Annotated in this window: 15 protein-coding genes; 9 read left to right on the forward strand and 6 right to left on the reverse strand. The window is 64.1% G+C overall.

Annotated elements, in window-relative coordinates:
- The first annotated feature begins 214 nt into the window (after window positions 1-214).
- From FJ960_RS11465 to FJ960_RS11475, 3 genes are all read left to right on the forward strand, one after another.
- Entirely contained in the window at window positions 215-1,246 is a 1,032-nt protein-coding gene (locus FJ960_RS11465; RefSeq protein WP_140508551.1) for a hydroxyacid dehydrogenase, read from the forward strand.
- 197 nt (window positions 1,247-1,443) lie between these two features.
- Window positions 1,444-1,821 (forward strand): hypothetical protein, encoded by a 378-nt coding sequence (locus tag FJ960_RS11470; RefSeq protein ID WP_140713952.1) that lies wholly within the window; start codon window positions 1,444-1,446, stop codon window positions 1,819-1,821.
- Between the two features lie 409 nt (window positions 1,822-2,230).
- Window positions 2,231-2,896 carry a GntR family transcriptional regulator gene (locus FJ960_RS11475; protein ID WP_140508538.1) on the forward strand — a complete coding sequence of 222 codons (666 nt, stop codon included), beginning with the start codon at window positions 2,231-2,233 and terminating at the stop codon, window positions 2,894-2,896.
- 55 nt (window positions 2,897-2,951) lie between these two features.
- Here FJ960_RS11475 and FJ960_RS11480 read toward each other — a convergent pair whose 3' ends face one another.
- The gene (locus FJ960_RS11480) at window positions 2,952-3,953 is read right to left on the reverse strand and encodes an NADP-dependent oxidoreductase (RefSeq protein ID WP_140508537.1); all 1,002 of its coding nucleotides are present in this window, start codon (window positions 3,951-3,953) and stop codon (window positions 2,952-2,954) included.
- Window positions 3,954-4,107: 154 nt separating this feature from the next.
- Here FJ960_RS11480 and FJ960_RS11485 point away from each other — a divergent pair, with 154 nt between their 5' ends.
- A complete protein-coding gene (locus FJ960_RS11485; protein ID WP_140508536.1) occupies window positions 4,108-4,710 on the forward strand; it encodes a TetR/AcrR family transcriptional regulator in 603 nt (200 codons plus the stop codon).
- Window positions 4,711-4,824: 114 nt separating this feature from the next.
- The gene (locus FJ960_RS11490) at window positions 4,825-5,181 is read left to right on the forward strand and encodes a hypothetical protein (RefSeq protein WP_140508535.1); all 357 of its coding nucleotides are present in this window, start codon (window positions 4,825-4,827) and stop codon (window positions 5,179-5,181) included.
- An 83-nt stretch (window positions 5,182-5,264) separates the two neighbouring features.
- Here FJ960_RS11490 and FJ960_RS11495 read toward each other — a convergent pair whose 3' ends face one another.
- From FJ960_RS11495 to FJ960_RS11505, 3 genes are all read right to left on the reverse strand, one after another.
- The gene (locus FJ960_RS11495; RefSeq protein WP_140713954.1) at window positions 5,265-5,858 is read right to left on the reverse strand and encodes a DUF6456 domain-containing protein; all 594 of its coding nucleotides are present in this window, start codon (window positions 5,856-5,858) and stop codon (window positions 5,265-5,267) included.
- Window positions 5,859-5,937: 79 nt separating this feature from the next.
- On the reverse strand, window positions 5,938-6,243 hold the full coding sequence (locus FJ960_RS11500; RefSeq protein ID WP_140713956.1) for a hypothetical protein: 306 nt from the start codon (window positions 6,241-6,243) through the stop codon (window positions 5,938-5,940).
- Window positions 6,164-6,826: a DUF1376 domain-containing protein gene (locus FJ960_RS11505; RefSeq protein ID WP_140713958.1), complete on the reverse strand. Its 663-nt coding sequence runs from the start codon at window positions 6,824-6,826 to the stop codon at window positions 6,164-6,166. The genes FJ960_RS11500 and FJ960_RS11505 overlap by 80 nt, the downstream gene beginning before the upstream one ends.
- A 92-nt stretch (window positions 6,827-6,918) precedes the next feature.
- On the opposite strand from FJ960_RS11505, the gene FJ960_RS11510 reads away from it, so the two are divergent.
- Entirely contained in the window at window positions 6,919-7,200 is a 282-nt protein-coding gene (locus FJ960_RS11510; RefSeq protein WP_140713960.1) for a DUF982 domain-containing protein, read from the forward strand.
- A 39-nt stretch (window positions 7,201-7,239) separates the two neighbouring features.
- Entirely contained in the window at window positions 7,240-7,602 is a 363-nt protein-coding gene (locus FJ960_RS11515) for a DUF982 domain-containing protein (RefSeq protein ID WP_140508530.1), read from the forward strand.
- 115 nt (window positions 7,603-7,717) lie between these two features.
- Here the strand turns inward: FJ960_RS11515 and FJ960_RS11520 are convergent, their stop codons facing one another.
- Entirely contained in the window at window positions 7,718-8,353 is a 636-nt protein-coding gene (locus FJ960_RS11520; RefSeq protein ID WP_140713962.1) for a GcrA family cell cycle regulator, read from the reverse strand.
- A 591-nt stretch (window positions 8,354-8,944) separates the two neighbouring features.
- Between FJ960_RS11520 and FJ960_RS11530 the strand changes: the two genes are divergently transcribed.
- Window positions 8,945-9,640, forward strand: a complete 696-nt coding sequence (locus FJ960_RS11530) for a helix-turn-helix transcriptional regulator (protein WP_181166727.1) — start codon at window positions 8,945-8,947, stop codon at window positions 9,638-9,640.
- Window positions 9,641-9,834: 194 nt separating this feature from the next.
- Here FJ960_RS11530 and FJ960_RS11535 read toward each other — a convergent pair whose 3' ends face one another.
- On the reverse strand, window positions 9,835-10,137 hold the full coding sequence (locus FJ960_RS11535) for a hypothetical protein (RefSeq protein WP_140508526.1): 303 nt from the start codon (window positions 10,135-10,137) through the stop codon (window positions 9,835-9,837).
- A gap of 180 nt (window positions 10,138-10,317) precedes the next feature.
- Between FJ960_RS11535 and FJ960_RS11540 the strand changes: the two genes are divergently transcribed.
- Window positions 10,318-10,680: a hypothetical protein gene (locus tag FJ960_RS11540; RefSeq protein ID WP_140713968.1), complete on the forward strand. Its 363-nt coding sequence runs from the start codon at window positions 10,318-10,320 to the stop codon at window positions 10,678-10,680.
- Window positions 10,681-10,889 lie beyond the last annotated feature (209 nt).

The following is a 10,889-nucleotide window of genomic DNA, read 5'->3' on the forward strand; positions in this document are numbered from 1 at the left end:
GCTTCTCGTATTTCTTCATCAGCTATTCCCCCTTGTTGGACACCGCAGAGAAGACCTGCTTTGCCGCAATGTCAATCGTGCCGGGACGGCTCTCTGATTTTGAGCGAAACGCTCCTGCGCCGAGTAAATCGGTCTACCGTGCTTTTAAATCCGCTAGTCCGGGATAGATTTAGGACCGAGAAAGCGCCACAAGCCGTTTCGGGAGGAGCTTGCCATGTCAGAGACCGCCTTGCCGCTGGTCATCAGCGCGCCCGAGCCGCGCACGCTCGAGCTGATCTTCACGCCGCCGCAGCTGGCGCGGCTCAAGGCGCGTTACCGCATCGTCGAGACGACGCCGGACGGCGTGGCGCGACTGCCGGCCGAGGTGCTGGCCGAGGCCCGCTACATCGTCGGCCAACCGCCGATCTCGCCGGAGACGCTTGAAGCGATGAAGGCGCTGCGCTGCGTCTTCAATGTCGAGAGCAATCTCCTCGACAACATGCCGTATGAAACGCTGTTTTCGCGCGGCATCCATGTCGTCACGACGGGCCTGGTCTTCGCCGAGCCGGTGGCCGAACTCGGCCTGGCCATGGCGCTCAACCTTGCCCGCGGCATCGTCGATGCCGACCTCGCTTTCCGCCAGGGGCAGGAACTATGGGGGGGCGACGGCAACCAGACGGCGCGGCTGCTTTCGGGCGCCGATGTCGGCATCATCGGCTTCGGCGATCTCGGCCGCGCGCTCAACCGCCTGCTGTCGGGCTTCCGCACCCGCACGAAGGTGTTCGACCCCTGGCTGCCGCCGTCGATACTGAGGGAAAATGGCGTCGAGCCGGCCTCGCTGGACGAGGTGCTGTCGCAAAGCGACTTCGTTTTCGTCGTCGCCTCGGTGACCTCGGAGAACCAGGGCTTTCTGGGCGCCGATGCTTTCGCCAGCATGCGCAATGGCGCTGCCTTCATCCTGCTCAGCCGTGCCGGCGTGGTCGACTTCCCCGCCTTGATGACGGCGGTGAAGAGCGGCCACATCCTCGCTGCCAGCGACGTCTTCCCCGAAGAGCCGCTGGCGAGCGACCATCCCGTGCGCACGCTGCCCGGCTTCCTGCGCTCCGCCCACCGCGCCGGCGCCCTCGACATCGCCTTCAAGCGCATGGGTGACATGGTGCTGGAAGACATGGACCTGATCGATCGCGGCCTGCCGCCGCTGCGCTCCAAACGCGCCGAGCGCGAGACAGTGTCGAGGATGCGCTCGAAGCCGTCGGACAGGAACTGATGCATGTCGCCCAGGGGCTGACATGGTCGTCGCGACATTACACCCGACCAAAGCGGGCGTCGCCGTTGCGCACGCCTGCGCTGTTCGGGCCGGTCCGTTCAATACTCCGCCGAGCTTTCCCCTCGTACCAAATCGTACGTTGAATCCCCTTTGAGATACCCCTTCGGAGGAGTAAGTTAGTCCTGAGGGAGGTAGCGATGGTTGAAAGCCATATAGACATGGCGCAGGCAGCTATCGAAGCCAGCTTCCTGTTGCGGCATCGTTCCATTGCTGGAAAAGCCGCCTTTCGCCGCGATTTGGACCATTCCAGGCGCGCGATCGCGCAATCACGCGAGCTTCTGGAACGGCTTCGCCGACGCCATCGCGATGACACCGCCCAAGCCTGGGAAGACGCGGCTCCCGTTGCCGTCTCCGCGTTCGATGCCGACATTCTCCGCGCTGTATTTCGAGATTTGGTCAGGGAAGCGAACCTGCCCGAGTGTCAATGGCGCGATCTGGCCAAAAACCTGGTGTCCGAGTTTACCGGCTGCGAGCGGGTCGAGACCGGCTTGATAGAATGGCTCATTCACAAATAAGCCGACGTTTTCGAAGCGTGAGAAATTGTCGGCGGTCACGGGTACCTGCACCTTGTCTGAATCGAAAGCATGTCCAAGAGCTGAAGCTTGATGGACGAGATGCTGCGACCTGGTGCAGGGAAGTTTAGACGATCCGCAAGGCCCGTTCCCCGGGGGTAAGCTTCCTGTTGTGATGGAACGATCGCGCCGCCGGCAGGTTTTGCAAATGGCCGGGCGGTGGGAAGCCCGGCGTACTCCAGAAGGCCCGTCACGAGTCGCGTCGGTGGCGGGCCTTTCCCTGTCGGCCCGCAAACAGCGAACAAACTGATGGGGCATCCTGTTTTCGCCGGAAATGCTCTAGAGTGGCTTGCGGCCAATGAGAAATTGGCCGGGGTCAATCCTCATTGGCCGGACCAACAAGAGGGTCGCGATGCTCAACACGGTCGACTATGGCGGCAAGGAAGCCGATATCGTCCACGCGCTGGAGGAAGACATCATCTTCGGCCGGCTGGCGCCCGGCACGCGCCTGGTCGAGGACGTGCTTCTGGCCCGTTTCCCGGTCTCGCGCCACACCATCCGCCAGGCCCTCTACCAGTTGGAAAGGCTCGGCGTCGCCACGCGCGAGCGCAACAAGGGCGCCATGGTGCGCCGGCTCGCGCCCGAGGAGGTCCGCCAGATCTACGAGGTGCGCGAGATGCTGCAGCGCCAGGCCGCGCTGATGATCCGCCTGCCGGCGAGCGACGCGCTGATCGCGGAATTGACCGAGATCCACCACGTCTACAGCGCCCATGTCGACGCCGGCTATCTCAGAGGCATTCACGAGGCCAATGACCGTTTCCACCTCACCATGTTCTCGGCCTGCGGCAATGCCTATCTGGTGTCCTCGATCGAGCACTATATGCGCCTCAGCCTGCCGGTGCGGGCCAATTCGCTGGCCGACCGGGACAAGCTCGACATCTCGCGCCAGCACCACCTGATGATGATCGAGGCGCTGAAACGCAGCGACAATTGGGTGCTGGCGCAGCTCTGCGTCGACCATCTGCAGCCGAGCAAGGTTTTTTATCTCCAGGAGGTCGAAGCGGCGCCTGCGAGCTAGCGACGCCGGCTGGCGAACCGGGCGTCATCGCAAGACTGGATCCTGCCGGCCCTCCCTATCTGACCTTCACGACCACCTTGCCCTTGGCACGCCCCGTTTCGACATAGGCCAAGGCCTCGTTGGTCTGTTCGAACGGAAAAGTCCGGTCCATGACGGGACGTATGACGCCGGTTTCGATGAGCGACGTGATCCGGCTCAGCTGGTCGCCCTGCGCCCACATGAACAGGAAGGAATAGTTCACACCGGCGCGTTTGGCCCTGCGGCGTATGCCGAGACTAAGCAGCCGCACCACCAGCTTCAGCACGACGTTGAGGCCTTGCTTCCTGGCGAACCCGGGATCCGGCGGACCTGAAATTGATATCAGCTTGCCGCCCGGCTTCAGCACGCGCAGTGATTTTTCGAGCGTCTTGGCATCTTGGCTGTTCACGACGACGTCGTAGCCCTGCAGGACCTTCTCGAAATCGTCCTTCCGATAGTCGACGACGACATCGGCGCCGAGACTTTTCACCAGGCCCATGTTCGCCGCGCTCGCCGTTGTCGCAACCGTCGCGCCGAGATGCTTCGCCAGTTGGATGGCAAACGTGCCCACCCCGCCGGAGCCGGCCTGGATAAAGACCTTCTGGCCTTTCCTCAGCCCTGCCCTTTCGACCAGCACCTGCCAGGCGGTCAGACCAACCAGGGGAATGGAAGCGGCCTCCTCCATGCTGAGGTTTTTCGGCTTCAGGGCAACGTCGGCCTCATCCATGGCGATGAATTCGGCGAATGTCCCGATCCGGCCGTCGCGCGGCCGTGCACAGATTTCGTCGCCGGCTTTGAACTTGCGGACCTTCGATCCGGCCCGCACGACAATGCCGGCCACGTCGTGGCCAAGGACGAAGGGCGGCCGATAAGGCACAATGAGTTTGAACTCCCCGTCCCGGAGTTTGGAATCCAGAAGGTTCACGCCGGCGGCGTGGACCTCGACCAGGACATCATTGTCCTTAATTTCGGGCATCGGCATCTCTGCGAGCCGCAAGGCGCTCTTCTTCGCATATTTGTCGGCGACAAAGGCTTTCATCATATTCGCTCTTTCACGATCGCGGTCTTTCCGGAATGCGCTTTCATTTTGATGCTCCAGAGCCCGTCAGGGCTAGCCTTCTTCCACGCGTTGAATTATGTTCGTAATATCAGATTATGATCATAATACAATAGAGGCTTGGGAAGGACAGGACATGCGGTACGAAAAGGGCCGGAAGGACGCATCGCGCAGCCGGATCATGGAGGTCGCCACACAGCGGTTCCGGGACGACGGCATCGCCGCCTCGGGACTGGCAAGCATCATGAGCGACGCCGGGCTGACCAACGGCGCCTTCTATCCGCACTTTCCCTCCAAGGCGGCACTGGTCCGGGAATGCGTGGCGGCGGCGCTGGAGGGTCAGTCGGGTCAGATCGCGCAGGCGCTGGCCTCCGGCGGCCTGGCAACGGCCATAGACGCCTATCTGTCGGCGCAACACCGCGACAATCCGGGCACGGGCTGCGCTTCCGCCGCCCTGTTGCCGGAAATCGCGCGGGAGCAGCAGGAAACGCGACAACGCTACACCGAACGCTTGATGACTTTGGTGCGCCAGGTGTCGGCCGCTCTCCCGCCGCATACAAACGATCCGGAAGCGGTGGCATTCGGTATCTTCGCGACGCTCATCGGCGCGCTTCAACTGGCCCGCGCGGTGGAGGGTGGGGACCTGTCGGATCGCATCCTGGCGGCCGGAGCGGGTGCGGCACGGTCGATGGCGCAGCCGCGCGGGGACGCCGGGCAGGAGCCGGCAGAGACCGCGTAACCATCGCCGCGAAAACAGAGAGGGAGCGCTGCTCGAACCATCGATTCAGCGATTTATGGGAACAGGGCTGCGACCTCAGCGTTTATTAGACACACCTTGAAAGAGGAGGTTGTCATGAAGAAACTCTTGCTCGCTTCCGTGATCGCGGTTGCTTCGGCGGTGGCGGTGATGGCCCCGGCAAATGCCGCTAGCATCACGCTCGGCATCGGGAACGGCTATGATGACGATTATTACGTTCCCAGACATCGCGACTATTATGGGGACTATTACCGCGACTACTCCGACTATGGCCCCTATTACGGCCGTCCCCACTACCGTTACAACATATACGATGACGGCTATCGGCCGCGCTATTACGGCATGCACACGCGGTATTTCGGCATGCACAGTCGTCGCTGCCACACCGAGGTGGTGAAGCACTGGCGTCATCACCACCGGATCATCGAAAGGGTGCGTGTCTGCCGCTATTGACCGCTCAAAATTGATCTGGCCGGCATGCCGTCGGCCGGATCAATCATAGTCGTCGCAGAAGCATTCGGCGGTGTTGGACCACGCTACCGCCCCATTATCATCCCATAATGCACGGCCAGCAGGTCGAGCCCTACCTTCAGCAGCTTCGCCACCACGTCGCGTCCTTCGCCATTCTGCTCGGCCACGGTCTTCACCGGCTGTTCCAAGCACACGACTTTCTGCACGATCGCCGCCACGTCCCAATGCCCGAGCGCCCGTGTCGCGGCGGCATGCGCGCGGCCGGCGTTGAGCACGCTGTCGGCGATGCCGCCGCCGATGCGACCGCCGTCGACGCGCTCCGTCCAGCGCATCGGCTTGATATCAGCCCGCTGGCTGGACTGGAAATGCTCGCGGTAGCGCAGGCCGGCCTCGCGCTGCTGGCGCGACAGCGAGGTGATGCCCAGGAGCGGGTCGACATTGCGCACCCGTACGATGCCGCCGGTGGAAGTGTGGCCGTCATTCGACACCTCGTAGACGCGCCGCGCCTCGGCCGTGCCTGATGTCAGCCGCTTGCGGCCGAAGGCATCGTCCTTCAGCGCGAAATCATGGCCGACCTCGCGGCGGATACGCACCTGCTCGGCCTCGCCCTTCGGCAGTTTCGGCGCCTGCGGCCTGGCGGCTTTGGTTTTCTTGGGCATGGATGTGGCTCCTGTTGGGGTCGGGTGTGTTTCCTTGGAAGGTCGCGATCCTTCGCGCCGACCTGTCGATCGAAACTCCTCATCGCTTCGCCAGCTTTGCAGCCGCCTCCACGCCGCGCCGCGCCAGCAGCTCCCGCATCAAGCGCCGCTCGCGCACTTCGATGCAGAGCTGCGCGCTCGAAGGGCAGAACTGCGCGTTGCCGCTCTTCACCTCGCCGCGCACGAAGCGCTGGATGGCGGCCTTGAGGTCGCCCAGCTCGGCATCGCTGACGGCCCCGAGATAGCCGCGCAGCTGCATCTCGACATCAGTCAGGGTGGATTGCGGGAAGCAGGAGAACATTGCCGCCAGCGCCTTCGTCGCCTGCTGCAGTTCGGCCGTGGTCATATCCGCGGATCTCCTCGATGATGGCGTTGGCGGCGTCGCTGTGGGTTTTCGGTCTGATCCAGCCCGGCGGTTTTTTGGGCCGGCCCGGGCCGCGCGATCCCGAAGCCGTCTCACGGTCCCCGATCGAAATCCCCGGTCTTTCGCGCGCCTCGCGCGCTGAAAAAGCGGGAGCTTTTTCCATCTGGTTTCTGGATTCTGGAGAATGCCGCATCAAAACATCGGCATTTGCCCCGGCATGCGCCTTTGTTTTCAAGGCGGTGGCGGCTCCGCCGCGCGCGCCGGCGGCCGCCCTCGCCTCGCTCTTGAGCCGCGCCTTGGTCAGCTCCTTCGTCAGCCTTTTGTGGCCGATCTCGCCGCTCTCGCGCTCGAAGAAGGCCAGCAGCTCGGCGCTGATCGCCCGCCATCGTTTCAACGGCAGCCGCGCCACGCGCGCCAGCCTGGCGTCATCGTCGGGCAAGCCGCCGCCGGCATTCCACATTGCCATCAGCAGCAGCATGTAGGCGCCGATCTGCTCGGTGGAGAGCTGCAGCGTGTCGCCGACGAAATCAGAGACGTAGAGCTGCATGAACGGCCGTTCGCTCATGCCGCGCTCCACGCCGTGCTTCCAGCCGCGCTGATGGAACCAGCCGCCGGTCCGCACGTTATGACGCGTTCCTGCGAACGGGAGGACCGCCCATGACGGCTTTCATGCCGGTGACCCTGCGTTTTTGCGACAACAAGACCATGCTGGTCGGCTCGGTGGCCGATGCGGCAACGGCGCTTCGTCACCAATGGCCCGACAAGACCGCGCCGGCCTATCTCGAGGCAGCTCGGCTCATCCGGCTCGCGGTCGAGGGTGCTTGCTGCCCGCGCCCCGCCTTCGAGGCCTTTCGAGAGGCGGCAAGGCAACAAGGCATATTGGTAGCCAAGCCAAGAAGCCGCGCGCATGAGTGGCTCGACGCCGCGGCGAGCCCCTGAGAGGGCGGCGATGCAACCGCTTGCCGGCCTTGTGCGTTTATGAGCGTCGGCTTGAATGCCTCGCCTGGACCGGAGGTGAACGCCGTGGGTACAATGAAAACCGGAGTACCGCTCAAAGTGTCCCTGGACGGACATGTCGAGGAGATCGAAAACGTCAGCGATGCCGCCGATTTCCTGCAGCGTTGGCCGATCGAGCGGCGGGGCCACGTCTATCGCAGCGCGCTCAACGCCTGCAGCGCGGCCATCGCGGCGCAGATCTCGCAGTCCGATGCGATAAAAGTGTTCACCGGCTTTGCTCGCGTTGCCGGCATCCTGGTTGCCGGCGGCGGCCCGGCGACGGTGCTGGAGCAACGAACGGTGCAGAGCCGCCTGCCCAAGCAGGGCCGCCAGATACCGAAATAGCGGTGCGCCGCGATAGCTGTTCAAAGCAATTCTCCCAATATTTCGCGGCGATCGGGACTGGCGACGGCACGCAGGAGCGACTTTCTCCCCGTAAACTGGAAGTAGGGACCAAGCTTCAACCGGCTTCGCAAACACGGCGCTGGAAGCGCGCCTGATGATAGGTGCAGTAGCTTTTCATCGCCCTGGTGCGCATGCCGCAGCACAGCATGTCCTGGCCCGGCCGCCCGCCGGGCGCACCATTTTGAGGGTCTTCCTCCAGCGACAGGTCGAGCGGCGCTCGGCAGCGGCTGAACAGGCAGTCGATGAAGCGCATGGCCACGCCATGCGGCTGTCGGCCGATGGGACTACGTGGCGGTGCGGGTACCTTGAAACGGTAGGTTTCCCCATCGGCGATCAGCACGCCCGCCTCGCGTTGGAAAAGCCGTGGCCGGACAGGCGAAGGAGCCCGCTTCGGCCGCATGGCGGGTTTGGGCGGCTGCAGCGCGGCGCCGGCACGTTCGATTGCGGTTTCCGCCTTGGCGGCGCGGCGCGCTGTCTTGGCCGTCGCCGTACGGGACGCCGGCAGGCCCTTGCCATTGGCAAAGCCGATCGCGCCCAGCATGACGTTGCGGTGGACGATGCCGATAATGGCGTTGCGCGATACGCGCGCGCCACGCTGTGCGCTGAACGCGGCCGCGATCCTCGATGCCGAAAGCCCGTCCTTCAGCCAGGCGGCAATCGCCTGCAATTCGCTGTCGCTGTAGCCTGCCATGTCCGTCTCCATTGCGCGGCCAGCGACCGCCGCGCACGGCACCGTCAGGCAAGCGTCGGGTTCGCCCGCAGACGCGATGGGCGCTGCCGGGCTTGGTCTGGCCTGTCGGCCGCTGGGATTGCCGTGGAAGGGCTGCGTCAGCCCCGCCGGTCGGCCGGCGCGGCGAGGTGCGCAAACCGCGCCCGCGCCATGTCCCTGTCAGGGGCTGAAACCGCCCTGCCCGTCGTCGGCTCGTCAGGGATGACGGTGCCGTCCTGGGTGCGGATCAGGGAACAACCCGCGGCCGGGTCGAATGGGTCGAATGGCGGGCCGGAGCCGCGGGGAGCGGCGGCTCCGGCCGTTCCGGCCGCCAGTGACGGGCGAACCGGACGCGAGGCCGATGCACCAAGGCAATCGGCTTCGCGCTTCGCCCCGGCCGGGGAGGAGGCGGTCGGGGCGGAAGAGAAAGGGCAGCCCGGCAAGGCCGGGCTGGAGGCGCTGTCGACTCTAAGGGGATTGAGCTTTTGCATGAGGTGATATAAGCATAACTCAAAAACTGATGCAAGCCATTCTTTCATGGACGAAAGCAGGGCTTGTTGGTCACATGAGGCCATGGTGAAAACGCAACTGTCGATCAGGGTCGGGGCCGCGATCCGCCAGGCACGCAAGCAGCGCGGCCTGGTCATGCGCCACATCGCCGAGCACAACGACACCGATGTCGCCGCCGTCGGCAACTGGGAAACCGGGCGCAACCTGCCCAAGACCGAGAACCTGTTGAAGACCGCCGCCTTCCTGCGTGTCGACCCCGTTGCGCTCGGCAAGGGCGAGGTCGTCTTCCTCGACGATGCCGGCCCGGTGGCGGACGCCGAGATCGTCACCGATGCCGCCCCCCTGCCGGCCGGAGCCATGGATATTCCGGTGCTCGGCGCCGCCGTCGGCGGCGACGATGGCGATTTCACCTTCAACGGCGAGCCTGCGGGATACGTCCAGCGTCCGCCAGGGGTCCGCAACCTGCCGAAAGTGTTCGCGCTGCATGTGCTCTCGGATTCCATGGTGCCGCGCTACGAGCCCGGCGACATGATCTATTGCGGCGGCCGCGACGCGGTGCCGGGCGACCATGTGGTGATCGAGACCTTTCCGGAAGAGAACGAGAAGAACGGCAAGGCCTTCATCAAGAAACTGGTCCGGCGCACGGCGGGCGAGCTGGTGGTCGAACAATACAATCCGCCCAAGACGCTGACCTTCAACCGCTACGCCATCAAGCAAGTCTGGCGCGTCATCCCGCTGAAGGAACTGCTGGGGTATTGAGGCTCACTTCCTTTGCCCCCCCTGTGCGGCGGGCGAGGCTCGTGACTCGGGGCGGCGGCCTCGCGAAGCTAGGTCGCATGAGGGTTTTTCCCAGGAAAGCCGACGTCTCGCTCCGCTGGAACACCCCTCAACCGTCTCGGCGCTACGCGCCGATCCACCTTCTCCCACAGGGGAGAAGGAAGAATCAGCGCCTCTCAAGCCCGCCTCGAGCCTGCCAGCGGCGCTTCGCGATCGCTCAGCATCCGCGCTTCCGAGCGCACGCGCTGGCGCTCGTCGATGAACGCGGCCTGGATCGAGACCGCGGCGCCCGGCAGCCCGTCGGCGCGGCAGGCCGAGCAGACGATGCGACCCGACAGCGCGGCCAGCGGCGTGTTCCCGTTCACCCCGAAGCGCTTCAACTGATCGGGTCGCCACCACCTGTTGCGGCCGCAATCGGCGCATTCGACCGACAGCGAGGCGACCTGCGCGATCACTGCTTCCCTGCCCGGCAACGCCATCGTTCCTCCGTCCTTTTGTTCGTGATTTGTTCACATCTTCCCGTGTTTTGAAGCAGGAGTCGAGTCGCAGTTTCCAAACTCCTCCAAAAGTCTCTCTTCTATGTTTATTTGAGTTATGCTTATATATAACTTGCAAATATGAGTCGGCGCGGATTGCACGCGCCAGATCCGGGAGCAAGAATGGATGCCGCCGATTTCGCCCGCGCCTGCGGTTACACCGGCGACAGTCCCGCTTTGCTCGAAGCCTTCGGGGCGATCCGCCGCAACGGCATCGCGCAGGCCCGCCTGGATCATTTCAGGCGCAAGGCCGTCATCGAGGAATTGAAACAAACGGAGCTTCTGTTCCTGGCCGCGATCGGCCCGGCGCTATCGGCGCACGAAGCCGTCGAGGATGCGATCCGGTTCATCGCTGGCTGGCGAAACATGCCGCGCTGGCGCCAGGAACGGCGCCTGCCCGACCTCGCCAGGGCAAGGCAGCAGCTTCTCATAGCCCGTTTCTTCCGCCGCTACGGCCATGGTTTGTGGGCAAGGCAGGCGGCGTGAGGCTCGACAGCGCCGTTTGCGGGTTTCAGGCGAGGACGTTTTGCAAGCAACGCGGCAGCCGGTGATCCCTTCTCCCACAACAAGGGGCCTGTTGCGCAATTCTGGCATTGTGATTCACTTCGATTATTGCTCGGAGGGATTTGCGATGGCGGTGAAGCGGACGGGACAGATGAGCTTTGTCGAGGCGTTCCTTGGGAACAAGGCGGTTG

Origin of the sequence: Mesorhizobium sp. B2-3-11, assembly GCF_006442215.1 — a bacterium.
GTDB lineage: Bacteria > Pseudomonadota > Alphaproteobacteria > Rhizobiales > Rhizobiaceae > Mesorhizobium > Mesorhizobium salmacidum.

Coding starts and splice junctions, on each gene's coding strand:
- FJ960_RS11465 (WP_140508551.1), top strand. CDS start 215: ATGTCAGAGACCGCCTTGCCGCTGGTCATCAGCGCGCCCGAGCCGCGC.
- FJ960_RS11470 (WP_140713952.1), top strand. CDS start 1,444: ATGGTTGAAAGCCATATAGACATGGCGCAGGCAGCTATCGAAGCCAGC.
- FJ960_RS11475 (WP_140508538.1), top strand. CDS start 2,231: ATGCTCAACACGGTCGACTATGGCGGCAAGGAAGCCGATATCGTCCAC.
- FJ960_RS11480 (WP_140508537.1), bottom strand. CDS start 3,953: ATGAAAGCCTTTGTCGCCGACAAATATGCGAAGAAGAGCGCCTTGCGG.
- FJ960_RS11485 (WP_140508536.1), top strand. CDS start 4,108: ATGCGGTACGAAAAGGGCCGGAAGGACGCATCGCGCAGCCGGATCATG.
- FJ960_RS11490 (WP_140508535.1), top strand. CDS start 4,825: ATGAAGAAACTCTTGCTCGCTTCCGTGATCGCGGTTGCTTCGGCGGTG.
- FJ960_RS11495 (WP_140713954.1), bottom strand. CDS start 5,858: ATGCCCAAGAAAACCAAAGCCGCCAGGCCGCAGGCGCCGAAACTGCCG.
- FJ960_RS11500 (WP_140713956.1), bottom strand. CDS start 6,243: ATGACCACGGCCGAACTGCAGCAGGCGACGAAGGCGCTGGCGGCAATG.
- FJ960_RS11505 (WP_140713958.1), bottom strand. CDS start 6,826: ATGAGCGAACGGCCGTTCATGCAGCTCTACGTCTCTGATTTCGTCGGC.
- FJ960_RS11510 (WP_140713960.1), top strand. CDS start 6,919: ATGACGGCTTTCATGCCGGTGACCCTGCGTTTTTGCGACAACAAGACC.
- FJ960_RS11515 (WP_140508530.1), top strand. CDS start 7,240: ATGAGCGTCGGCTTGAATGCCTCGCCTGGACCGGAGGTGAACGCCGTG.
- FJ960_RS11520 (WP_140713962.1), bottom strand. CDS start 8,353: ATGGCAGGCTACAGCGACAGCGAATTGCAGGCGATTGCCGCCTGGCTG.
- FJ960_RS11530 (WP_181166727.1), top strand. CDS start 8,945: ATGGTGAAAACGCAACTGTCGATCAGGGTCGGGGCCGCGATCCGCCAG.
- FJ960_RS11535 (WP_140508526.1), bottom strand. CDS start 10,137: ATGGCGTTGCCGGGCAGGGAAGCAGTGATCGCGCAGGTCGCCTCGCTG.
- FJ960_RS11540 (WP_140713968.1), top strand. CDS start 10,318: ATGGATGCCGCCGATTTCGCCCGCGCCTGCGGTTACACCGGCGACAGT.